Source organism: Streptomyces sp. SM18, from assembly GCF_002910775.2.
Taxonomy (GTDB): Bacteria; Actinomycetota; Actinomycetes; order Streptomycetales; family Streptomycetaceae; genus Streptomyces; species Streptomyces halstedii.
In genome coordinates this window covers 2,291,277-2,314,279 of the sequence record NZ_CP029342.1, presented here as the reverse complement: position 1 = coordinate 2,314,279, position 23,003 = coordinate 2,291,277, and the positions used below count along the sequence as shown (strand labels likewise).

General features: G+C 72.8%; 18 protein-coding genes. 13 read left to right on the top strand and 5 right to left on the bottom strand.

Going from position 1 to position 23,003, the window contains the following annotated elements; translation table 11 throughout:
* Positions 1-43: 43 nt before the first annotated feature.
* Entirely contained in the window at positions 44-1,279 is a 1,236-nt protein-coding gene (locus B9S64_RS10275) for an SDR family oxidoreductase (protein ID WP_103492952.1), read from the bottom strand.
* A gap of 938 nt (positions 1,280-2,217) precedes the next feature.
* On the opposite strand from B9S64_RS10275, the gene B9S64_RS10270 reads away from it, so the two are divergent.
* Together B9S64_RS10270 and B9S64_RS10265 are read left to right on the top strand one after the other, a co-directional pair.
* Positions 2,218-3,552, top strand: a complete 1,335-nt coding sequence (locus B9S64_RS10270) for a wax ester/triacylglycerol synthase domain-containing protein (RefSeq protein WP_103492953.1) — start codon at positions 2,218-2,220, stop codon at positions 3,550-3,552.
* 129 nt (positions 3,553-3,681) lie between these two features.
* The gene (locus tag B9S64_RS10265; protein WP_103492954.1) at positions 3,682-4,203 is read left to right on the top strand and encodes a hypothetical protein; all 522 of its coding nucleotides are present in this window, start codon (positions 3,682-3,684) and stop codon (positions 4,201-4,203) included.
* A 123-nt stretch (positions 4,204-4,326) separates the two neighbouring features.
* Here the strand turns inward: B9S64_RS10265 and B9S64_RS10260 are convergent, their stop codons facing one another.
* Positions 4,327-8,043 carry a hypothetical protein gene (locus tag B9S64_RS10260; protein WP_146060165.1) on the bottom strand — a complete coding sequence of 1,239 codons (3,717 nt, stop codon included), beginning with the start codon at positions 8,041-8,043 and terminating at the stop codon, positions 4,327-4,329.
* Between the two features lie 157 nt (positions 8,044-8,200).
* Here B9S64_RS10260 and B9S64_RS34425 point away from each other — a divergent pair, with 157 nt between their 5' ends.
* The 6 genes from B9S64_RS34425 (at position 8,201) to B9S64_RS10235 (ending at position 13,652) form a co-directional block, all read left to right on the top strand.
* Positions 8,201-8,377, top strand: coding sequence for a hypothetical protein (locus tag B9S64_RS34425; RefSeq protein WP_176712133.1), 177 nt, complete (start codon positions 8,201-8,203; stop codon positions 8,375-8,377).
* 143 nt (positions 8,378-8,520) lie between these two features.
* Positions 8,521-10,137 (top strand): type I-E CRISPR-associated protein Cse1/CasA, encoded by a 1,617-nt coding sequence (locus B9S64_RS10255; protein WP_103492956.1) that lies wholly within the window; start codon positions 8,521-8,523, stop codon positions 10,135-10,137.
* Positions 10,134-10,730 (top strand): type I-E CRISPR-associated protein Cse2/CasB, encoded by a 597-nt coding sequence (gene casB, locus B9S64_RS10250; protein ID WP_103492957.1) that lies wholly within the window; start codon positions 10,134-10,136, stop codon positions 10,728-10,730. Before B9S64_RS10255 ends, casB begins: the two co-directional genes overlap by 4 nt.
* Positions 10,727-12,061, top strand: coding sequence for a type I-E CRISPR-associated protein Cas7/Cse4/CasC (locus B9S64_RS10245; protein ID WP_103492958.1), 1,335 nt, complete (start codon positions 10,727-10,729; stop codon positions 12,059-12,061). Before casB ends, B9S64_RS10245 begins: the two co-directional genes overlap by 4 nt.
* On the top strand, positions 12,058-12,933 hold the full coding sequence (cas5e, locus tag B9S64_RS10240; RefSeq protein WP_103492959.1) for a type I-E CRISPR-associated protein Cas5/CasD: 876 nt from the start codon (positions 12,058-12,060) through the stop codon (positions 12,931-12,933). Before B9S64_RS10245 ends, cas5e begins: the two co-directional genes overlap by 4 nt.
* Positions 12,930-13,652 carry a type I-E CRISPR-associated protein Cas6/Cse3/CasE gene (locus B9S64_RS10235; protein ID WP_103492960.1) on the top strand — a complete coding sequence of 241 codons (723 nt, stop codon included), beginning with the start codon at positions 12,930-12,932 and terminating at the stop codon, positions 13,650-13,652. Before cas5e ends, B9S64_RS10235 begins: the two co-directional genes overlap by 4 nt.
* 71 nt (positions 13,653-13,723) lie before the next feature.
* Here B9S64_RS10235 and B9S64_RS10230 read toward each other — a convergent pair whose 3' ends face one another.
* A complete protein-coding gene (locus B9S64_RS10230) occupies positions 13,724-14,779 on the bottom strand; it encodes an Lrp/AsnC family transcriptional regulator (RefSeq protein WP_181012411.1) in 1,056 nt (351 codons plus the stop codon).
* A gap of 160 nt (positions 14,780-14,939) precedes the next feature.
* On the opposite strand from B9S64_RS10230, the gene B9S64_RS10225 reads away from it, so the two are divergent.
* The 5 genes from B9S64_RS10225 to B9S64_RS10205 all read left to right on the top strand — a co-directional run bounded on the left by B9S64_RS10225 (position 14,940) and on the right by B9S64_RS10205 (position 21,547).
* Positions 14,940-15,860 carry a polysaccharide deacetylase gene (locus tag B9S64_RS10225; protein ID WP_103492962.1) on the top strand — a complete coding sequence of 307 codons (921 nt, stop codon included), beginning with the start codon at positions 14,940-14,942 and terminating at the stop codon, positions 15,858-15,860.
* Positions 15,861-16,281: 421 nt separating this feature from the next.
* Positions 16,282-17,586, top strand: coding sequence for an MFS transporter (locus B9S64_RS10220; protein WP_103492963.1), 1,305 nt, complete (start codon positions 16,282-16,284; stop codon positions 17,584-17,586).
* Complete coding sequence (locus tag B9S64_RS10215; protein ID WP_103492964.1) at positions 17,586-18,392, top strand: SDR family NAD(P)-dependent oxidoreductase; 807 nt, start codon at positions 17,586-17,588, stop codon at positions 18,390-18,392. Before B9S64_RS10220 ends, B9S64_RS10215 begins: the two co-directional genes overlap by 1 nt.
* The gene (locus tag B9S64_RS10210) at positions 18,392-20,608 is read left to right on the top strand and encodes a 2-dehydropantoate 2-reductase (RefSeq protein WP_103492965.1); all 2,217 of its coding nucleotides are present in this window, start codon (positions 18,392-18,394) and stop codon (positions 20,606-20,608) included. Before B9S64_RS10215 ends, B9S64_RS10210 begins: the two co-directional genes overlap by 1 nt.
* Positions 20,609-20,725: 117 nt before the next feature.
* Positions 20,726-21,547 carry a siderophore-interacting protein gene (locus B9S64_RS10205; RefSeq protein ID WP_103492966.1) on the top strand — a complete coding sequence of 274 codons (822 nt, stop codon included), beginning with the start codon at positions 20,726-20,728 and terminating at the stop codon, positions 21,545-21,547.
* Positions 21,548-21,706: 159 nt separating this feature from the next.
* On the opposite strand, the gene B9S64_RS10200 is transcribed toward B9S64_RS10205, so the two are convergent.
* Positions 21,707-22,828, bottom strand: coding sequence for a methyltransferase domain-containing protein (locus tag B9S64_RS10200; protein ID WP_103492967.1), 1,122 nt, complete (start codon positions 22,826-22,828; stop codon positions 21,707-21,709).
* Complete coding sequence (locus B9S64_RS34965) at positions 22,825-22,959, bottom strand: hypothetical protein (RefSeq protein WP_258037994.1); 135 nt, start codon at positions 22,957-22,959, stop codon at positions 22,825-22,827. Before B9S64_RS34965 ends, B9S64_RS10200 begins: the two co-directional genes overlap by 4 nt.
* Positions 22,960-23,003: the final 44 nt, after the last annotated feature.

The window sequence follows — 23,003 nt, the reverse complement described above, 5'->3', positions numbered from 1 at the left end:
CTACGGAGGGGGGCGGCGACCGGGGCCGGGGCAGGGGCCGGGATCAGGCGTACCGGTCGGACGGAACGGTGGCCGGGGACGCGGGTGGTGGCGCCGGGGCGGGTACGGGCTCCTCGGGGCCCAGGCCGGACCACAGATAGCCGAGGTCCACCGGGGCGGAGACCGCCGAAGGCCCCAGCAGGGTCCTGACCCGGGTGTCGTCGAAGCGCCGGCGGTGGCCGAGGTAGGCCGTCATGCCGGGGTAGAAGTCGAGCGGCGCCTCCAGCGCCGACGGGGTGTCGGGCTTGGTGGCGACGAGGTCGATCGAGATCCCCGACAGCCCTTCCAGCAGGGCCACCACCGTCCGTACGGGCACGTCACGGTCGTGGACGACGTGGTAGGTGTCCACACCGCCCGAGGGGGTACGGCCCGCCAGCCGCACCATGACCTCGGCCGCGTGTTCGACCTGCGTGAGGTTCAGCCGTCCGTCCGGCTGACCCACCAGCCGGACGCGGGGGCGGGGGACGGTCGCGCGGAGGCCTGGGTGACCGGGGCCGTGGGGGCGGCGGACCGCCGGGTTCCCGTGCTTCTGACTCTCGTGCTCCTGACTTTTGTGCTCCGGACCGGCCGTGCGCCGGACGTCGCTCAGGATCCGTTCGATGACCTGGAGCGGGTGCGAGGGGAGGTCCGGATGCGGGGGCAGGTCCGTGACCAGGATGCTCGGACGCAGCACCACCACCGGGCGGCCGTGCTCCCGCGACCACGCGTGGACGAGCTTCTCCGCCTCGTACTTGGAGCGTTCGTAGGCGTTCTCGAAACCGGACGCGTCGTCCAACTCGTCCTCGTAGGCCACACCGTCACGCCGGGCCCCGGCCACGAAGGCCGTGCTCACGTGGTGGACGACCGGCTTGCGGCGCCCGGCGGCGGCCAGCTCCAGTACGCGCCGGGTGCCGTCCACATTGGTCCGGCGCAGCTGGGGGAGATCGCCCTCCAGATTGATGCTGCCCGCGCTGTGCCAGAGCGCGTCGAGTCCGTCGGCCAGCTCCTGGAAGGCGGGGGCGGACAGTCCCAGCCGGGGCCGCTCCAGGTCGGTCTCCACCACCCGTACGCGGTGCGGGAGTTCGGAGACGACCGGGCCCGGGGCGCCGCTCAGTTCGAAGAACCGGGTGATGCGGTGCAGCGCGTCACCCGAACCGGCATGGGCCAGGACCGTCACCGACCGGTGCACGGCGAGCAGTTGACGTAACAGGCGGAGTCCGAGGAATCCGGTGGCGCCGGTGAGGGCGACAGGCACAACCATGGCTCCCAGGGCATTCGGAAGGGACAGGAACAGGGACAGGGACGGGAACGGGCTACGGGAGAGACGAAGGTGAGGTGTCGGCGGAGGGGCACGGGCTTCGGGCGGACGGGAAGGGTGGCCGCGCACGAGGGCCGGGATCGGCCTGTCGCGGTGGGTGGCCGGGGGAGAGGACCGCGTCCGCCGTCGCGCGGCACGGCGTGACACCCGGCGGGTCCCGCCGCGTACGGCCTGGTTCGTCCGGCCGGTCCCCACTGGCGGGCACGGGCCGGGACTCCGGGTCCTCCAGCCGCGCCGGGGGTTCCTCAGGCCCTCCCCCGGGCCCGGTGACCGCCGACGCAAGGCACAGAGTGTCAGACGGCGGGCGGTGTCGGGGCCCAGGATTCCCCCGCCTCACCTGAACGGATTACGTCCGCCGGTACCCGTGACAGCGGTCCGGGGCCCCTCGCAGGCCGGGGGCCTGGAGGGTACGGACACGACGCGGGCTGCCGTGCGCGTACGAGGGGCCCGGCGGGCCGTAGCCATTTCGGGTGATCCCGCAGTCGGTGCCCGGCGGCGGAGGGGAAGGCGGAGGGTCGGACCTGTGGTGTCGTGACCGGGAGTTGGCGGGCGGCGGGGCGCCCGGAACGAGGTCACGGCCACGCCGGGCCGCTCTCCGGGAGCGTACGGCTGATCACCACGGCCCGGTATAAACCGTCCGGTCCGACGCGGGCCGGATCCTGAGACCCACCGCCATCGATTGATCGATCGATCGTGCGGGCTTCCAGCGGGACCGTGGAGCCGGGAGGGCCCCCGCGGACCGCCTCCGTCCCCCTCGCCCCCGGGCCCTCTCGAACCCGGGCCAGGTCCACCCAGCCGCCCGTCCTTCCCGTTTGCCTCCCGTCTCCTTTCCCTCTTCCCTCCCCGATCCCCGTACTCCCCGGCACGAACTGGAGCCCTCGATGCCCGTGTCCGTCGCGTCAGCGCAGGCCGTCCCCGGTCAGCGCACCCACTCGGTCGACCGCGCCTTCCTCAGCATGGAGCGCCGCCGCCCCGACGTCCGCTGGGAAGCCGGGGGCGTCGCCTATCTGAGCGGTCCGCCGCCGAGCCTGGCGGACTTCCGCGCGTACGTGGGGTTCCACCTGTCCCGGCTGCCCCTGCTGACCAGTCGGGTCGAGGGCGGCTCCCGGCGCCCCCGGTGGAGGCCGGACGCGGGCTTCGCCCTCGACCAGCACGTCCACGAGGCGGTCGCGGACGGGCCCGGAGGGTGGGAAGCCGCCCTGGACAGCGCCCTCAACGCGCCGTTCGCACCCGGGACCTACTGGGGTGTCTGGCTGGTTCACGGGCCGCCGGACACATACGCCGTGTGCTACCGCTTCCACCACGCCTGCCAGGACGGTGCGGCGGCCGCGCTCACCTTCCGTTCCCTGCTGGGCGAGGGCGAGCCCTCGGGTCGTCCGGTGCCGGAGAAGGGCCGTCCGGCCGATCTGCCCCGCCGGGTGGGCGCGGCCCTCGGACTGACCGTGAGGTTCATGGCCGGGGCACTCGTCGTCCGGCGCCGCCGTCCGGCCCTCCCCTTCGTGCCCACGGGAGAGCGGCAGTTGTGGCGGGGCCGGGTGCGGGCGGACACGCTCCGCCGGATCGGCGCGGCGCACGGCGGGTCGGGCCACGACGTCCATCTGGCGGCGCTCGCGGGGGCGTTGGCGGACTGGTCGGAACGGTCAGGCGTGGCCCTTCCACGGGTGACCGCGCTGGTGCCTTTCGACGCGCGCCGTCCCGACGAGGAACAGACCTGGGGCAACCGCTGCTTCGCTCTGCCGCTGGAACTGCCGTTGGAGCCGCCGTCGGAGTCGTCGCCGGTGCGGGCGGCTGCCCCGGGGCGCCCGCAGGGCCCGGCGGAAGGCAACCTGCCCCTGTGGCGCCTGGAGCACGTCGTGGCGAGTACCCGGAAGCTGAGGGGCCGGGTGTGGCGGCAGGGGATCCAGGACCTGGTCCGCTTCATGCCGGCCCGTCCGACCGAGTGGTACATGCGAGGGATGCTCTCCCCCCGTGTCACCGACGTCATGGCCACGTCCATGCCCTTGGCCGACCAGGGCAGCCTGGGGGACACCCAGGTCACCGGCACCGCCCTGCTTCCCCTGGTCGTGCCCGGCCATCTGTTCGCGGTGGGCCTGTCGTTCTTCGGCGGCTGGGCGGAGGTGTCCTTCGTGGCCGACCGGGCCCTTCCCCTGGGGGAGTCGCTGCCCGAGTTGTGGGAGCGGGCCGTGGGAGACCTGGAGCAGGCAGCGCACATGTGAGCGAGACCGTGGCACGCCCAGGATCGCCGCGCCATCCGGCCGTGTCCTGCGGGAGCCGGTGATCGTTCAGTAGCCAGGCGCCGGCATGCGCCCGAACCCCACATTCTTCACAGAAGGAGCACCATCCTCATGATCCTTTCGCGTACGGTCCGGAGCACGGTCGTCACCGCGGCTCTCGTCTCCGCCTCCGCCCTGGCCCTGCCCTCGACGGCCCAGGCCGCCCCGCTGCCGCCCGCGTGTCAGGAAGCGCTGCTGGAGAGCCTGGACAAGTTCCCCGTCCAGAACTTCGAGGTGCCCGAGAAGGCCAAGAACGCCCTGCTCGGCGAGGTCCTGGGGCTGAGCGACGCCGACCAGGCGGCGTTCACCCAGGAGGCGTGCGCGGCCTGGAACACCTGGGCCACCAAGAACGGCCAGGCGGTCGCCACCGACCTGGACACCCGCTACCAGAACGCCGCCGGGCCCGCGTGCAACAAGTTCGCCACGTCCGCCCTGGCGACCATCAAGAAGTACGCCCCCAACGTCCCCGCCCAGACCCGGGAGCTGGAGAAGGTGGCCAAGAAGGTCTGGAAGAACTCCATGCAGAAGCTCGCCACGCAGGCCACCAACGCCGACTGCCGCAAGGCCTACGACACCGCGAAGGCCGGCTGGTAGAGGCCCCCGAGCCGCGACACGGCACGACGGCACGGGTCGGGCGTGCGGCACGAACCGAGGCCCCGCGCCGCACGCCTGTCCTCCCGCGCCCTCTTGTCCTTCCGTCCGAGGGCCTGTCCCCCGTCACCGTCCGTCCCTCGCACCCTCCCCAGCCGTGTCGATCGTGCCGAGGGTGTGTACGAGGGCCGATTCCGCGAGCGGGGACAGCGCCTCCGGGGCGAGCCGGGGCAGCAGCGGGAGGGCGTACCGCCAGTGCTCGCCCGCCAGCACCTCCCGTACGAGACGGCGGGCCTCCCGCTCGTCGCGGGTCGCGTCCGCGCCGAGGGCGTACGCCAGCGAGAGGAAGCCGAGTACCGAGGTGTCCTGCGCCGCCCAGCCGTCCGCCGCCGGGACGGTCACCGGGACACCGGCGAGATACGTCGCCACCGCGGCCAGGGCCGCCGCCCGCCTGCCCGGCGTCCCCGCTCGCTCCGCCGTCTCCCGCGCCGCCGGGACATCGCCCCGGAAGGCGTACAGGACGGCCAGTTCGGCGAAGGGGAACACCCCGTGGGGCAGAGGGGTCGCCGCCATGTACCGCTCCCACTGGGCCAGTTTCCCGCCCAGCTCCGGAACGTCGAGATCGGTCCCGTGCGCCGACCGGGCCGCTTCGAGCAGCCCGTGGACCAGCACGGCGTGCGGGTCCCGGCCCCGGATGTCCTCCTCCGGGCGTGCGCACAGGGCCCGCAGCGCCGCACTCAGGGCGGGGCCCGGCCGCCGGGGGTCGGGCAGGGCGAGCAGGAGGCCCGCGATCCGGGTGAGGTGCCGGTCCCGGCCCCACATCTGGGCCATCCGGTCGACCCCCACCAGCTGCTCCCCGACGATCCGGGCGGCCGCCTCGGGATCGTACGGGGCGAGACCCACGGCCACGGCGGCCCGCGACCGCAGGACCTGCTCGCGCCTCATGCCGCTCAGGTCCTCCCGGCCCGACCAGGTCTCCGCCGGCTCGGTGGCTCCGGTGTGCGCGAACGCCTGCGCCACGAGACCGCGTACCGCCGGGTCGGGGACGTCCGTGGCCGACTCGGCCGCCTCCTGGGCGTATCGCAGGGCCTCTGTGAGGTGTCCGCCCGCCGCGCAGCCCATCGACACGACGGCCAGGCTGCCCGCCCGGTCGGCGGGATCGGGCGAGCGGACCGCGAGCCGTACCGCGTCCTCCGCGTGGCCGATGGAGGCGAGCGCCCCGGCCAGCGGAAGCCCCCACCCGTGGGCGCCCACGCTCGACGCGTGACCCTCCCAGCGGGCGAAGGCCTCCGTGAGGAGCTGCCGGCCATGCACGGGATGGGCCTTCAACGCCGCCTGGATGTCGGCGAACTCGTCGTCCCCGCTCTTCTCCTTGGTTCTTTCCGCCTCGGCCTCTTCCTCCGCCTGCCGGCCGGTGGAGCGTGACGTCACCGTACGGGCCTGTGCCGTGACGTCCTCGTCAAGGACGTCTCGGCACAACTCGACCGGAACCGCGTCCAGGAGCTTCTGTGCACCCGCAGGCCTGCCCACGTTGTAGAAGGCCTGCACGACGCGTACCAGGGTGGTGGACAGTTCGAGGTCCAGATGGGCCCGGTCGGCGGGGGAAAGCACTCCACGATCGGTGAAGGCGCGGCGCAGTGCCTGCTCCGCCTCTCCGATCAACGTGCTCCCCATACCGAACCGATGCCATGACAGGGCGGTCACCCCGAGGGCAACCAGATCCACGTGCATCAGGTCCGACGCGGGGGACAGCTCGGCGCAGAACGCCTCCACGAGGTCCCGGAACGCAGTGTCGTGCCGTCCCAACTGCTCCCAGATCTCCAGCGCCTCGGCCTGTTCCGCGAATCCGCCTTCGGCCAGCGACGACGCGTACCGCGCGACCCCGGCGAGCCAGTCGGCCCGCTCCGGACCGAGGGCCCTCGCCGCCTTGACCCTGCCTGTCCAGCCCACGGCCTCACAGGGCACGACGGCACGCAGGATCGCCCGCCCCGCCTCGGCCTGCCCCTCCGCAAGGAACGTGTGGCCCACCCGAGCCAGTTCCTCCAGGAGCGGGTCCGACTCCGCCACCGACCCCACGGCGGCAGTGGCGCGCGCCGCCCACGCGGCGGCTTCCCGAGCGGCCTCCGCGGTCTCGGTGCCGGTGAGTGCCAGTGCCACGTTGGCCAGCCGTAACGCCTTGGCCGCAACCCCGGGCGCCGAAAGGGCCAGCTCCCGGGCCCGGTTCGCGTCTCCGGCGTGCGCGAAGAGCGCGGGGAACTCCATCGGTACCGGTCGGGCCCGGCCGGTCAGCACGGACCGGGAGAGAGCCGCCCGCGCGGCCACCCCGAGGTCACCGCCCTCCGCCTGGGGCAGGAGGTCCAGTTGTGCCAGCGCCTCGTCGAGCCGTCCCGCCGCCACCATCCTCAACTGACGGTGCGGATCGAGCACCACGCGCTCAAGGCGCTCGCCTTCACAGAGCTGGTGCGGATAGTGCGACAGAAGGTAGCGGGGCAGCGGCCCGGACCGCTCGCCGGTGTGCCAGGACTCGGCCCAGGCGTGCAGCCGCCGGGAGTACCCAGCGCGCAGGCCCGGACCGCTCTCCTCCCACACGGCGTGCCGCAGCTCTTCGTCGGCGAAGAGGTATCCGCCGGAGCCGGTGCCGTCCGGTACGAGACCGTGGCCCCACGCGCGTTCGAGCAATCCCTCGATCTCGACGGGGCCCGCGTCCGTCAGCTCGGCCAGGTCCGATGCGCCCAGGCCGGCCCCCGCGACGGCGAGCAGGCCCAGCACGGTGCGCCCCGGCTCGGAGCCGCGCAGGCGGTCCAGCCCTTCCGCCGGGTCATGCTCACCGTCCTGCGCCAGATACGGCGACAGGGACATCCGGAGCACGGAATCCTCTCCCCGTAACGGGTGTTCGGCAGGCACGTCGGCCGGCGGCGCCGCAGCGGGGCGGCTCGTGAGGATGACGCGGATCGCTCTCTTTCCGTACCGCCTCCGGGGCCCGAGGGGCACACCGCATGTCGCGTCGGGGAGCAGGGACGCGATGCTGGCGCGGGGCCGCAGGTCCTCCGGAACCCCGCCCCGCCACGCGGCGTCCTCGTGCAGCCCGTCCACCACGACGACCAGCCGGCGGCCTCTGCGCGCGGAGCGCTGCGCGGCGAGACGGTAGAGCTTCTGGAGTCCGGCGGGCGGGACCGTCCCGGTGGTGGCCGGAGCCTTCTCGCCGTTGACGGACAGGAGGTGGGCCAACTGTCCTGCCATCACCGACGTGAAGTCCGTGTCCAGATCCCAGCCGTCCGCCTCGGAGACGAAGTAGCCCACGACATCGAACTTCTTGGTCGCCCGCACGTGCTGCGCCACTCGGCCCAGGAGGGCCGACTTCCCCGCCATCGGTGGCCCTTGGCACCAGAGGTAGAGGGGCGAGGCGTCGTTCGAACTCAGGAACGCGTCCACGGTCCGCAGCTCGGTGGCGCGGCCGTCGAGGGGCTTCTCCAGATACTTCTCGGCGCGCAGTCGCCGCATGAAGAGCGCGGTCTCTCGGCGCTGCGCGGAAGCCCCACGGCGGCCTTCAGCCTCCTGCTGGGCGGCTTCGAGCGCCCGCGCCCACTCCTCGTCGAACCCGCCGCTCTCCCCGGCAGCCTGCCGAAGGGAGACCACCAGCCGCCGCACATCCTCCGTGTTGGTACGCAGAGGGGCTGTTCTTCCCCGGTGCCAGTTCCGGATCGTCTGCACACCGACGTCGGTGCCGGCGGCCGCCACCCGTGCCGTGAAGCCGGTCTCCCCCGACACCGCCTCCGCCCTCGCCCACAGCTCTCTCAGCATGCGGCCGAACTCCACGCACGCTTCCCGGCCGGGCTGCTCCACGTCCCCCACCGTGCCTCCCCAAAGAAATCATGCCTCGCTGACCTGCGGATACATGAGAAATCGTGGGGGGTACCCCATCGTTTGTCCCCCGCCTGACCGGCCAAGGTGAGACCACTCGGCGGCCCTACGCCGAGCACCGACCGGAAGGACCAATCCCATGCCCCTGCTCCCCGCCCTCCTGGACGCCGCGACCCTGGCCGCCGCCGGCGCCACGGCGTACACGGCGGTCCTCGCCGCGGTCGCCCTCACCTCGGTCCTGTCCCCGGCCCCGGAGATCCGCCGGGACGCCAGGGCCACCCTGACCATCCTGCTGCGACGCCGGCGGCGGGGGTAGGTGGTGGTGCGGCCGGGACGGTCTCGCCGCAGGGGCACTCGGCGTGCGCGCCCGGCGCGCGCGTACACCTCCGAGTGCCCGGGGTGATCCTCCAAGCCCCGTACGGGCCAACGTACTTACTGCTAGCGTCCACATGTCCCGGTATGCGTTCCGCTGACGAGAGTGGTTGCCGAGTCTTGCCCGAAGTCCGTGCTCCAGTTGAGCGGCGTCCCTCCTGGGACCCCCGGTATCAGCCCTGTGTGCCCGTCGTCTCCCTCAAAGGCGTGACAGCCGAGCTGTCGTTGGTCGAAGTACTGCGTCGGGCAGACGAGTTGAGTGCCCTCTTCTGCCCGACACCGGGTGAGGGGGTCGCTGTGATCGAGTACCTGCTAGCCCTCTGCTTCGCCTCCGAAACCTTCCCCTCGTCCGACGAGGAGTGGCAGGCCTGGGTCGTCGAGGAACACCCACTTGATGAGGTCGCGAAGTGGCTGGTCGATGAGCCCGACGACGCATGGGATTTGTTCCACCGGGAACATCCCCTCGCGCAGAACGCCGAATTGAGAGGTCAGTTCGACGAAGACAGTACGGGCCCCGCACAGCTCGTCCTCGAACGGGTCGGTGACTACAGCCAGTTCTTCGACCACCACCACCTCGAACACCCCGTTCCCCTCCCGGCAGCCGAGGCCTTCCGGGCGTTGCTCGCCCAGCACGTCTACGGGTTGTCGGGCCGAGCCCGGATCTCCGGCAAGACGCTCGGCCCCACCCTGACCAACCTCGCCGCTGGGCGTCTCCAGGGCCGTATCAAGGTCGTGGTCCAGGGCCGCACGGTCGGGGACACGTTGCGGCTGAACCTCTACCCCGCCACAGGGGGAGTGCGGGGGCACTTCAACCATTCGTGGACCACCCAAGAGAATCCGCGCCGTGAATTTGAGACGAAGCCATCGGGGCGCCGCACCTCCGGCCCCGCCGACCTGCACAGTTACCTCGGCCGTTCCGTGTTGCTGCGGCCCGTGCCGGCGGCGCCGGGCGAGCCCGTCCACGTCGACCGGGTGCTGATCGGGGCCGGTGAACTCCTCGACCTCGACCCCGAGCGCGACCTTGAGGACGCCGTCTTCCACAAGAAGCTGAACAATCACCGCAAGCCGCTCTGGCCATCACCCACCCGCGCCCTGTGGCGTGAGGCGCACGCGCTCTACACTGCGGCGACCAGGGAGACGAAGGGCGTCTTCGGGCGGCTGCGGAATCTCTCCTTCCCGCAGGACGGCGAAGGTCCGCCCTGCGTCCTCTGGGCCGTCGGGCTCCTCGCCGACAAGACCCTGGCGTCCACCTGGACCGAGGGCCACTTCCCGTACGCACCGAGCCAGGGGGAGGCCCTGTGCACGGCGTCCCGGCGCGGCTCGGAGATCGCCGAGTACGTGGCGCGGGCCCTGGAACGCGCGGCGTACGCGGCCTGGAAGATCGTCTACCCGAACCCGAAACCCACCGACCGGGGCGCGCAGATGGCCCGCTTCGACGCCCGGCAGGAGTTCTGGCCGGCCGCGGAGGACCCCTTCCGGTGGCTGCTCGACGCGACGGTCCGGGGTGACGACGTACCCCTCGCCCTGCTCGACTACGCCGCCGAACTCCACCTCAAGGCGGACGACTTCCTCAAGCACCGGCTCGACGCCCTCCCGCACGACGAGAAGGGGCTGCTCGCCCGCGCGCGTGCCGAACACCGCTTCGGCCAGGACATGGCCGCCGCGAAGGCTCCCGCAGAACTCCGAGGGGAGACGTACCTATGACCGAATGGGCGGAGTCCACCACGGACCGGCCGGGCGGTGAACAGCTCACGGCCTGGCTCATGAGCCTCGTACACAACCGCGAGTACGGAAAGCTCGCCGAACTGCGCCGCACCAGGCCGACCGACTCCCATATCCGCGCCGGCTGGTACGCCCCGGAGGAGCACCGCGAGATCTACGAGAAGGTCGCGTTCCTCTTCGGCGTCTACCACCAGGGCAGGCCCGTCCCGTCACGGGGCAAGGGCAGCCTCGGCGCGGCGGCCCGCATGATCGGGGACAGCAGGGGGCGGGGGCCCGACGACCCCGGTGCGCAGCGGCTGCTCTCACGGGTGGTCGCCAGCCGCCGTATCCCTTGGCGCCACCTCCAGCACACGGTCACCCGGCTGCGGTCCTGCGAACAGCCGCCGCCCTCCTGGGCCCAGCTCACCGAGGACCTGGCCCGGTGGCACGACCGCAAGGCGCGGATCGCCTACGAGTGGACCGTTGACTTCCACCAGCCGCCCACGCGGAGCCGAGCCGGCGCGCCCGGCCGGAGCGCGGCCGACAGCCGCACCGGAACGACCAAGCAGCCGACGCGGAAGGACGCGAGTACGTGACCGAGGCCCCCCGACACCAGTTCCTCTCCCTGCACGTGCTGGAGACGCTGGTCGCCGTGCTCCCCGTCCGGAATGAAAACGGCTCGCCGAAAAGCCTGGTCTACGGCGGTGCCGAACGGCACATGATCAGCAGCCAGGCACGCCGCCGGGCGGAACGGGTGCACGCGCGTGACCGGGCCAACGCCGGTGTCGGCGCCCTGGCCGGCCGGAGCACCGGCCTGCGCACCCGCGAATGGGCGCTGATCACCGCCGCGTCGCTGGCGGACGACCACGGCTGGGACCGGGACGAAGCTCTCGTCACCGCCCGCGCGGTGATCGAGGCCACCGGCCTGAAGTTCGGCGACCCCAACAAGAAGACGGTCGCCCATCTGACCAAGGTGCTCCTCTTCGCCCCGGCGGACACCGGTGTACGGATCGCCGCCCATGTCGCCGAACACGCCGAAGAGCTGCGCGACTGGCGGGACGGCTATCTCCGGGCCCAGGCCGAGGCCACGAAGAAGTCCGCGCGCAAGGGCGCCCGGAAGACCGGACCGGAACCGGAGGAAGCCGCCGCGGCCGTGCCGCTTCCGCCTCTGCCCAAGGAGCACCGCGACGCCGTGCTGTTCGCCCTCGCACCGCGCGACGCCATCGACATCGCGCTGTACGGCCGCTTCCTGGCCGAGATCGCGGACTCACCGAACGTGGACGGGGCCGTCCAGAGCGGACACGCCTTCACCGTCCACGAGGCGGAACAGGTCGACGACTTCTACGCGGCCGCCGACGACGCCAAACTCCACCGGAAGCGGAACGCCCTGGACTTCCTGGACTCAGCCGACGACGCCGGAGCCGGGATGACCGGCTACCAGTCGCTGATCTCCGGCACGTTCTACCGCCACGCCGTCCTCGACCGCAGGCAGTTGGTGAACAACCTCCGTGCCGCCGGGATGACCGAGGCGGAGGCGGCGGAGACGGCGCTCGACGCCGAGAAGGAGTTCGTCAACGCGTTCGTGGAGGCGTTCCCCGAGGCCAAGAAGAACTCCACGGCCTCCACCGGCTCGCTCCCCGCCCTCGTCCTCGCGTTCGAAGGGGAGCGGCCCTACAACTACGCCGCCGCCTTCCAGCTCCCCGTCGACGAGACACCCGTCGCGGCGGGCGGCGAGGGCCCGGCCGGTCCGGCGGCGGTCCGCAGACTGCTGCGCCACCACGCCTTCGTCGGCGAGCGACGCCCCGACCTGACGTCCGCCCGGGTCCTGACGTACGACCCGCAGGTCGACGCCGTGCTCAAGGAGTTCGGCGAGGCGGGCGGGGCCGGGGTGACCTCTGTGACGGCGATCGAGGAGCTGACGCCGTGAACCATGTGCTGCTGGTCCGGCTCGCCGCACCGCTCCAGTCCTGGGGTGTGGCCGGCCGGTTCTGGCGGCGCGACACGCACAGCAGGCCCACCAAGTCGGGTGTGATCGGGATGTGCGCCGCCGCGCTCGGTCTGCCGCGTGAGCCGCCGCCGGACGACCCCGGCAGCGACCCGCTCGCCGAACTGGCCCCGCTGCTCTTCGGCGTGCGCGCCGACCGTCCCGGCACACCGGTGCGCGACTACCACACCGTCGGCGCCGGACGGTATCCGCTACGGCCCCGGGACCTCGTCACCGACCACCGGCGGGCCGCCGCGGCCGCCGCGTCGGTGGACGCGCGGGACGGGAGCACCTTCGGCCACCATGAACTGGAGGGCTGGTACGGGGCGCCGAAGAGGATCTCCGCCGATCCGCGCTCCGGCGCCCTCGTCTCCGCGGAGATACGCCGCAAGGCCCTGATCACCGAGCGCTGGTACCTCGCGGACGCGGCCTTCCTGGTGGGTCTCCAGCACACGGAGAAGGCGCTGCTGGAGCGGATCGCCCACGCCCTGGAACACCCGAAGCGCCTGCTGTGGCTCGGGCGGAAGTCCTGCCCGCCCTCGGGCCAGCTCGCCCTCGGGATCCGGCCGGGCACGCTCGCCGAGGCCTTCGGGGCCGTGGCGCTGCTGCCCGCGCCCTCCGAGACGCCCCGGCCCGCGCGGGACGACCGTCCCTGGGCCTGGATCGAGAGCCGGCAGCCGGTGCCCGGTACCGGCCCGGTCATGGACCAGCCGGTGGCCTTCCACGCCATGGGCCCTCGGCACGCCGCCCGCTGGGAGACCCGGTCCCGCGTCACCGTCGACCCGCACGCCCGCGATTGGGACATCATCCTGTGACAGCACCCCGTACCCCGGACGCCAGGTTCGTCGCCACGCACACCCTGCTCACCCTGGACGCCAGGCACCCCTACACGGCCAAGTCGCTCATCGACGCGCAGGACATGCACCGGACCGTCATGAGCGGCTTCCGGGGCTGGGTGGACGACGGCAGCCGCGACGCCCGGGCCCAGATGGGCGTCCTGTCCACGTGGACCCTGAACCTCCGCGAGGCCCGGCTCTCGCTCGTCGTGCAGTCCCTGGTGCCCGGTGACTGGAGCCGGCTGCCGAGGGCGGCCCTCGCCGGTGAACCCGAGACCCTGACGCTCGACCGCACCTTCGGTGTAGGGGACACGGTCGATTTCCGTACCGTCGTCAACCCCGTGTACAGCCGTCCGCCCGCGCCGGGTTCCCCCGAGAAGACCCGGGGCACCAGGGTCGCGCACACCCGGCCCGACCACGTGAAGTCCTGGTTCGCGCGCCGCCTCCAGCCGTCCGGTGCACCGGCCACCGCCCCGGACGGTGTGACGCGCGTGGGCGCCGACAGCCGGGCCGACGACCTGGCCGTCCGTATGCTCCCCCGGATCTCCAGCCCGGCCCCGCACAAGGGACTGCGCCTGGTCCGCGCGGAGATCAGGGGCACGCTCACCATCACCCATCCGCAGAGCTTCGTGGACGCCCTGACGAAGGGGCTGGGGCACGGACGGGCCTACGGATGCGGACTGATACTGGTGCGCTGAGGCGGACGGACGGCCGCCGGGCCGGGCACCCGTGGATCGTGAGCCGGTACCTGCCCCGGCCCTGCCCCATGTCATGTCTGGAGCCCGTCGTCCCGGAACCACGGGTCGATGGGTACGCACTCCGCGCGCCGTCCCAGGGAGTCGAGGATCCAGCCCTGCCGTTTGACCGTACGCAGCACGATCGCGTGGTCGACGATCTCGAAGCCGGGCAGCGCGGAGCTGATCCGCTCCTCCAGCTCCAGGGCGTCGTCGACCGAGTGCAGCCAGGTCGAGGCGAGGATGTTGGCGCTGCCGCTGGTGGCGACCAGCTGGCGGACCTCGGGCATCCGGGCGAGCTGGTCGGCGGCCCCCTTGCGTTCGGTGTAGGGGACACGGCCGCGCAGCATCGTGGTGACCGGCCACCCGGTGAGGTTCTGCGAGATCTCGCAGCGGAAGGAGACCGCGCCGGTGCTCACCAGCCGTGAGAGCCGCCGCCGGGTCGCGGTGTGGCTCGCGCCGGTGTCCTCGGCCAGCTCGGTGACCGTACGCCGGCCGTCGGGGGCGAGCGCGAGCAGCAGTTCCCTGTCGGCGGCGGGGAGGCGGCCCGGCTGCGCGTCGGGTTCCGTCACGGGCGCGCCCGGTCTGAGCTGTTCGCGCTGGGCGCGGGAGAGCGCGTTCAGCCGCCATGAGTCGCCCGCCTGGTAGATGCGCGTCCCCACCTGGGTGGCGACCTTCAGCACACCGGGCAGCAGGCTGACGTGGTCCAGCGCGAACCGGGCGAGCGCCGACAGGTCCCGGGTGATGACGTTGACATGCAGGTCACAGCCGCTGGTCAGTTCGAGCACCGCCTTGGTCCGCGCGTCGCGGGCGAGCGCGAGGGCGACCTCACGGCGCTGCGAGGGCACACAGTCCACGTCGAGGAAGGCGTTGCAGAAGGACCGCCACAGCGTCGGTGACCCGGTCGCGGTCACCCACGCCTGGCCCGTCTCGCTCAGCCGGCCCCAGCGCCGGGCCGCCGTGGCGGGGCTGAGCCCCAGGACCGCACCCAGCTCGGTCCAGGTGGCCCGTGGCGCGATCTGCATGGCATGGGCCAGCGCGAGATCCGTCTCGTCGAGCCCCGGCTCGGCCTCTCTGGCGAAATCCTGCATGGAGGGAGCCCTATCGGTGATTTCCTTCGATTTCATCCCCCGGAGAGGGAGCGTAAGCATGATGTTCCACAACTTCGAGGCTGTATGCCAGCCCTGGCCGGTTTTCGCCGGTCCAGCCTCGGCCAGCCGCACCACACCTCCTCGGAAGGGTTGAGCCCAGATGTCTCCGACAGAGCAGCAGCCGTGGGAATGGGACGAGCCGACCTGGCGCCGTCACGTCGGCCGGGTCCGGGCCGGGCGCCCCCTGCTTCCCGGGCATCTGCCCGACCGCTGGCCGGGCGGCGCCCGGTGCGCGGTGGCGGTCTCCTTCGACTCGGACCACGAGACACCCTCGCTGCGGGACGGCGAGACGAGCCCCGGAAAGCTCGCCCAGGGCGAGTACGGAGCCCGCGTCGCCGTACCGAAGATCCTCCGGCTGCTGGACCGCCACCGCGTCCCCGCCAGCTTCTACATGCCGGCCGTCTGCGCCCTGCTGCGCCCCGAGGAGGCCAGGGGGTACGTGGCGGCGGGGCACGAGGTGGCGCTGCACGGCTGGATCCACGAGCGCAACACCCTGCTGTCCGCCGCCGACGAACGCGAGCTGCAACTGCGCAGCGCCGACGCGCTGGAGCGGGTGACCGGAACCCGCCCGGTGGGCATCCGCACCCCGTCGTGGGACTTCTCCGACAACACCCTCGACATCATCCGGGAGATGGGGCTGCTCTACGACTCGTCCCTGATGGCCGACGACGAGCCGTACGAACTGCTGGCCGACGGAGAGACCACCGGCGTGGTGGAGATCCCGGTGGAGTGGATCCGCGACGACGCGCCGTACTTCATGATGGACCGTTTCGCCTCGCTGCGCCCCTACATCGCGCCCCGCGACGTACTGCGGGTCTGGCAGGACGAGTTCGACGCCGCGTACGCCGAGGGCGGGCTCTTCCAGCTCACCCTGCACCCGCACATCATCGGCCACCGCTCCCGTCTCACCGTCCTCGACGAACTGCTCGGGTACATCGCCGGCCGGGAGGGCGTCTGGTACGCCACCCACCAGCAGATCGCCGAGCACTGCCTGTCCGGCCGGCCACCGCACGCGGCCTGACTCCCGCCCCCTCTCCGTCCGAGGCCGCGCATCCGACACTCCTACCGAGCCCCGACACCCCGTACCGCGCACCACCTACGCGCGGCACGGCCCGACCCACCGCCTCGATCACCGTTCGACCCACCGCACGACCCCCACGGCGTGATCACCGCTCGATCACCGTCCGTACCACCGCTCACCTCCGGGGCCGACCGCCCCGTCCCGCTCCGTACCCCGGCGGCCGGCCCGCGCACCGCGCGCCCGCCGCGCCCATGCCGCCCCGCTCCACGCCCCGCCGTTCTCCCGGCCGCGTGGCCCGTACGTCCCCGAGCGCGATCCGCTCCCCGGACGACCGGGCGCGGACGGCCGGTACGACACCACCGGCCGTACCCCGTACGTCACTTCCCCTCGTTCCTTCCCACGACGAAACAGTGGTAGCGCCATGACGACTTCATCCCCGGTGTCCCTGGAGCCACAAGGAACCGGTCTCACCCCGCAGCAACGCAAGGCGATCATCGCCGGCACCATCGGCAACACCGTCGAATGGGTGGACTGGGCGCTGTACTCGATCTTCGCGAAGATCATCGCGGACGTGTTCTTCCCGAGTTCGAACGGCGCGGCCGCACTCCTGTCCACGCTCGCCGTCTTCGCCATCGGCTTCGTCATGCGGCCGGTCGGCGCCGCCGTGCTCGGCGCGTACGCCGACCGGCACGGCCGCAAGAAGGGGCTGACCCTCACCATCGGGCTGATGGCGGGCGCGGGCTTCGTCATCGCCCTGACCCCCGGCTACGCGACGATCGGCATCGCCGCGCCGATCATCCTGCTGGTGGCCCGGCTCACCCAGGGCTTCTCGGCCGGCGGCGAGTTCGGCTCCTCGTCCGCCTTCCTGGTGGAGAACGCCGGACGGGGGCGGCGCGCGTTCGCCGGTTCCTGGCAGCAGGTCTCGGTGGGGGGCGGCGTGCTCATCGCCTCCCTGCTCGGCACCCTGTTCACCTCGGTGCTCAGCGACAGCGCCCTGCACTCCTGGGGCTGGCGGGTGGCCTTCGGGATCGGCGGCCTGCTCGGGCTGATCGGCCTGTGGCTGCGGGTCACGGTGGAGGACACCGAGTCCTTCGCCCGCGCCCAGCACGAGCAGCGGGCCAAGAAGAACCCGCTCAAGGCGATGATCGTCGAGCACCCCAGGGCGGCCCTGCGGGTCGCGGGCATCACCATCGCCGGCACCCTGACCTACTACATCTGGGTCAACTACCTTCCGACGTACGCCAACCTGACCACCGGCATACCGCTGAACCAGGCGCTCCTGTCGCAGACCCTCTGCCTGGTCGTGTTCATCGTGCTGCTGCCCTTCGCGGGGCTGCTGTCCGACCGGTTCGGCCGGCGGCCCACGATGATCGCCTTCGCGGGCGGGTTCGTCGTGCTGGCGTGGCCGCTGCTGCACCTGCTCGACGGCGGCTTCTGGAACCTGTTCGTGATCCAGCTCGTCGGCATGCTGCTGATCCTCGGCTACTCGGCGAACTGCGCCGTGATCATGGCCGAGCAGTTCCCCGCCGAGGTGCGGGCGACCGGTATCGCCCTGCCGTACGCGCTGGCCGTCGCCCTGTTCGGCGGTACCGCGCCCTACCTCATCACCTGGCTCAACGATGTCGGTCTGCGCGACATGCTCTGGCTGTACGTGTCCGTGGCGGCGCTGATCTCCCTCGTCGTCTACTTCCTCATGCCCGAGACCAAGGACAAGGAGTTCTCCTGATGCGGCACGTCCTCGTCACCGGTGCGGCGAGCGGTATCGGCCGCGCCGTCGCGGAGGCCTTCCACCAGGACGGGGCCCGCCTCAGCCTCGTGGACATCGACCCCGAGGGGCTGCGCGCCACCGCCGGACGCCTGGGCGCCCACTCCCTCGTGTCGGACCTGACCGGGCCCACCGCCCCGGAGGAGATGGTGGCCCACTGCTGGGAGACCACCGGCCCGGTGGACGTCCTGGTCAACGCGGCCGGCCTCTACCCCTCCCTCGACACGCTGGAGCTGCGGGCCCCCGAGTGGGACCGGGTCTTCGCCCTCAACACCAGGGCCCCGGCGCTCGCCACCGCCGAACTGGCCCGCCGGGCCGTCGCGGCCGGGCTCCCCGCCTCCGTCGTCAACATCTCCTCCGGCGCCGCGCTGCGCTCCCGCCCCGGTGGCGGACCGTACGCGGCCTCCAAGGCGGCCCTGGAACTGGCCACCCGGGCCGCCGCCCTGGAGCTGGGCGAGCACGGCATCCGCGTCAACGCCGTCAGCCCCGGCTTCGTCACCGTCGACAGCACCTGCAACCCGGTCGCGCCCGCGTACGCGGCGGCGGCCTCCGGCAACCCGCTGGGCCGTCCCGGCACCCCCGCCGACATCGCCGCCGCCGTCCGCTGGATCGCGGGCGCCGAGGCCACCTGGATCACCGGCGAGGTGCTGAGGGTCGACGGCGGCTCCTCCACCGGCGTCCGCGACCTGCCCCGGATATGGCCGCCCCGGCCGCCCGGGGACGACGGCGCCACCCGTACCACCCGCGACACGAAGGAACAGCGCTGATGAGCCACACCCCGTACACCGTCGTGGGAGGGGGCGCCATCGGCGGCACCCTCGCCCACGCCCTGGCCCGCGCCGGACATCCGGTCACCCTCATCGACAGCGACGCCGACCACGTGGCGGCGATCCGGGAGAACGGCCTGGCGCTGGACGGCGCCGACGGGCGCGCCCTCGTCCCGATGGCGGCCCACACCCCCGAGGAGTACGAGGGGCCCCCGCTCGAACGGGTGCTGCTCGCCGTGAAGGCCCAGGCCACCGACGCCGCCATGCGCTGGATCGCGCCCCGGCTGGCACCGGACGGCTATGTCGTCTCCGTACAGAACGGCTTCAACGAGGGGCTGATCGCGGAGCACGTCGGCCCGCACCGCACCGTCGCCGCGTTCGTCAACATCTTCGCGGACGTGACCGGGCCCGGCGTCGTCCGGGACGGCGGGCCCGGCGCCTTCGTCATCGGGGAGCCCGGCGGCGGCCCGGTGTCCGACCGGGTGACCGCACTCGTGGCGGACCTCCAGGCGTGGGGTCCGGCACGGGCGCACGAGAACATCGAGGGGTTCCTCTGGGCCAAGGCCGCCTTCGGCGCGATGCTCTCCGCCACCGCGCTCGCCGACGCGCCGATGGCCGACCTGATCGACCGGCACCGCCCCACGATGTACGCGCTGGCCCGCGAGGTCTTCCGGGCGGCCGACTCGCTCGGGATACACGCCGAGTCCTTCGACGCCTTCGACGCGGAGGCCTTCCACCCCGACGCCGCGCCCGCGGCACGGGACGCGGCCTGCGACGCGCTGACCGCCTGGCTGCGCACCCAGCCCAAGGACCGCAGCGGCATCTGGCGGGACCTGGCCGTACGCCGGCGCCCGGTGGAGGTGACCACGCACTACACCACCGTGTTCGACACCGCGGACGCCGCGGGGCAGACCACCCCCGTGCTCCGGGCCGTGGTCGCCGGGCTGCGCGAGCTGGAGTCGGACCCCTCGGGGATGGCCGAGAGCCGGCTGGACGCCCTGGACCGGCGGGTGGCGGCGGGCGGACTGCCGGAGGCCCCCGCGCTCACCGAGGAGCAGAGCAGGGCGGTACACGACTGGCTGGCCGACCACACCGACGACCTGGTCGCCGATCTGGCCGCGTACACCGGGCTGGAGAGCCCCAGCGACGACCCCGCCGCGCTCGACCGCTGCCTGGACTGGCTGCGCGGCTGGCTGGACGACTCCCTCGGCGCCCCGGCGTCCGAGGAACGCCTCAGCCGCCCGGAGTCCGGCGACGTGCTGATCCGCCGGTACGCCGCCACGGGATCCGGGGCGGACGCCGCGGCGCCGGTCCTGCTGCTGTGCCACTACGACACCGTCTGGCCGCTGGGCACCCTGGAGGGCTGGCCCTTCCACCGGGACGGCGACCGGGTCACCGGGCCGGGGGTGTTCGACATGAAGGCCGGACTCGTCCAGGCGGTCTGGTCGCTGCGCGCCCTGGCCGCCCTCGAACTGCCCCGGCCCGCCGTCACCTTCCTGCTCAACGGCGACGAGGAGACCGGCAGCCTGCACTCCCGCGAGGCCATCGTCGCCGAGGCCGGTGCCTCCCGGGCCACGCTGGTCTTCGAGGCGAGCGCCGAGGGCGCCGTCAAGACGAACCGCAAGGGGGTGGGGATCTTCCGGCTCGTCGTCGACGGGAGCGAGGCGCACGCCGGGCTCGACCCGACGGCGGGCGCCAGCGCCGTCAGCGAACTCGCCCACCAGATACTGCGCCTGGAGAAGCTCCAGGACCACGACGCCGGAACCACGCTCAACGTCGGGGTGGTCCAGGGCGGCACCCGCAGCAACGTGACGGCGGGCCGGGCCACCGCCGAGCTGGACGTCCGGGTGGCCACCACCGCCGAACGCGCCCGGATCACCGAGGCCCTGGCCGCCACCGTGCCGTACGACCCACGCACCCGGGTCACCCTCGAAGGCGACTGGAACCGCCCGGTCTTCACCCGCACCCCGGAGGTCGCGCACCTGTACCGGCTCGCCCACGCGTGTGCCCGGCCGCTGGGCCACGACCTGCGGGAGATCTCCGTCGGCGGCGCGAGCGACGGGAACTTCGTGCAGGACGCGGGTGTTCCGGTGCTGGACGGCCTCGGTGCCGTGGGCGCGGGGGCGCACGCACGCAGTGAGCACGTGACGGTCAGCGGCATGGTCGAACGCGCGGCCCTGGCCGCCGGCCTGCTCGCGGCCTTCGCCACGGGCTGACCCCGGCCCACCCCCGCCTGACGCCCTCCGCCGTCTCTCTCGGGAGCCGGTGGAGGGCGTCCGCCCACCCCGAAGGGCCGGTGCGGGGCAGGCGTGCACTTAGGGTACCCTAAGTGCATGTCGAAAGCCCCCCGGCTCACGCCGGAAGAGCCTGGTCTGTTCCACGGCGAGGTGCTCCGCACCGAGCGCCTCACCCCGTCGATGCACCGCGTGACGGTGACCGGCCCTGATCTCGCCAACTTCCCGTGGCGGGGCTACGACCACTGGTTCCGCCTCTTCCTGCGACAGCCCCACCAGAAGGAGTTGCTGCTTCCGGAGATATCCGGCTCGCGGTGGTGGGAACCGTACCTGGCGATCCCGGAGGACGTCCGGCCGCACTGCGCCAACTACACGGTGGCGGACTTCCGTCCCGGCGCGGCGGAGATGGACATCGATTTCGTCGTGCACCGCGGCCCGACGGGTGAGCTCGACGGCGCCGCGTCGATCTGGGCGTGCTCCGCCCGGCCCGGCGACCCCGTCGCGCTGCTCGACCAAGGGGTCATCTTCAACTGCCCGGACGACGCCTCGGAGATCCTCGTCGTCGCCGACGAGAGCGGTCTGCCCGCCACGGTCGGCGTCCTCCGCTCACTGCCCCGGGACACCGTCGGCCGGGTCATCCAGGAGGTCCCGGTGGACGGCGACCGACGGGACCTCGACGCACCGGACGGAGTGACCGTGACGTGGGTGGTCCGCGGTGAGGCCGCCACGGTGCCCGGTGCCGGCGCCCTGGCGGAACTACGGCGCCACCGGTCGGCCGACGAGACCGGTTACGCGTACGTGGTCGGCGAGTCGACGCTCGCCACCGAAGGGCGGCGCCATCTGCACCGCGCGGGTCTGGCGAAGAACCGCATCACGTTCTCCGGCTACTGGAAGCACGAAAGCACCCGGGCTTCCCGGTGACGTGTGGCGGGGCGTGGCCCGTCCTCCGGACGGATCGGGGTACCCAGCGCGAAGGAAGCCGCGCCACGCCCGACCGTGGGCCGGGCGATCTCAACGGACCCTCGTGGGGATGCGGGCACAGCCGTAGGGCCTACGGCCGGGGCTGCCACCTGCGGGTGATCAGAGACGAGCGCGCCTGCTCGGCTCGATGACCCGGTGCGGATCCCGCAGCCACGTCTGCTGCCCGCGGGTGCCCACGGTCAGCCCGAACTCGCCCAGTTCGGGCTGACCGAGCGCGGTGTACTCCGTCCATACCTGCTCGATCTCCTCCCACAGGAGTCCGGGCCCGTACTGCCACACGTCCTCGTCGGTTGCTGCCGTGGCGGCCGAGCCGTCCTCGCGGCTCGCCCACACTCGGGCCCCGGCGCGGGTGTCCTCGTGTGTCAGCCGTACACCGGGGAGCCGTGCTCCGGCGTACAGGGCGAACCCCAGGGTGAGCATCTGCGCCGGGTCCACCAGGCCCGCGCTTCGGGCTCGGCCGGTGTTCGCGTCGACCTGGTGAGGGCCGATCGTGCGGTGGGACCTCATCGGCATGTACGACGCGCCGCCGCAGTACGGCCCCACCGCGGTGCCGTCGTCCTGGACGTACAGCTGCACCAGGGCACCGGACCAGAAATCCCGGTCGAGCGGAGCGACGATGATCCCGCCCGGCCGGACCTGGCGGACCAGGGCGTGGGGGACGTACCGCAGGGCGCAGGTGGAGATCAGCCGGTCGACCTGCCCCATGCCGGGCCACGGCTGCTCGCCGTCGCCGACGCGCAGGTGCGGCCGGTACCCGGCGTCCTTGAGTGCGGCTGCGGCCTGCTCGCCGAGGACCGGGTCGATCTCGATGCTGTAGACCTGCTCGTCGCCGAGCCGCTCGCAGAGCAGCGCGGCCACATGGCCGGACGCGGTGCCGATCTCCAGCACCCGGTGCCCGTCCTCGACGTGCAGGAGCCCGAGCTTCCGGGCCACCATCGACGGCTGACTGTTCGAAGACGTAGCGATGCCGGGCCCGCCCTCGGCCCCGTCGTCGAGCTGGATCACGACCGGCTCGTCGGAGTTGACCAGGGCCAGCCAGTCGTCGGCGCCGGCCACCGGTTCGCACCGGTCGGGGAGTTGCCGCCAGATGTGCCGCGGGATGAACCGGCTACGGGGGACGGCGTCCCACACCCGGCGCCAGCGGGCTGCGAGTAACCCGCGGTCGGCGAGTTCCTGCACCAACCTGGGGTAGGTGGGGGCTTGCTGCTCGGTGGTGCTCACGCCGCGTCCTCGGGGTGGGAGGAGGAGGGACCGCTGCCGTCCGGGGACGGCGGGGCCGGGGGTGTCCAGGGCTTGATCGGTGCCGGGCTTCCGCCGTGCTTGCCGTCGTCGGCCGAGGTGGTGTCCGTCATGTGCCTCTCCTTCATCGGTGGTGGTGAACCGGCCGAAGCGCTGT